The sequence below is a fragment of the Pantoea sp. 18059 genome, assembly GCF_902706165.1.
In the GTDB taxonomy this organism is placed as follows: domain Bacteria; phylum Pseudomonadota; class Gammaproteobacteria; order Enterobacterales; family Enterobacteriaceae; genus Pantoea; species Pantoea agglomerans.
Map to the genome: position 1 here is coordinate 1 of NZ_CACSJS010000076.1, position 382 is coordinate 382.

Genomic DNA, 382 nt, shown 5'->3' on the forward strand with positions numbered 1-382 from the left:
ATACGTCCACTTTCGTGTTTGCAGAGTGCTGTGTTTTTATTAAACAGTCGCAGCCACCGATTTTTTGCAACCGCTTTGGGCTCCCTTTGTTCAAGTTCACCTACTTGCGGCATACCTTCTCCCGAAGTTACGGTATCAATTTGCCGAGTTCCTTCTCCTGAGTTCTCTCAAGCGCCTTAGAATACTCATCTCGCGCACCAGTGTCGGTTTGCGGTACGGTCGTGTGTAGCTGAAGCTTAGTGGCTTTTCCTGGAAGCAGGGTATCACTCACTTCGTCTGCAAGCAGACTCGTTATCACCCCTCATCTAAGCCTGGCGGATTTGCCTACCAGGCACGACTACAGGCTTGAACCAACATATCCAACAGTTGGCTGAGCTAACCT

The 382-nt window shown here is 49.7% G+C and carries 1 rRNA gene; it reads right to left on the reverse strand.

The features are described 5' to 3' along the window. Positions 1 to 382 (reverse strand): 23S ribosomal RNA (locus GVJ63_RS22135); the annotation flags it as partial.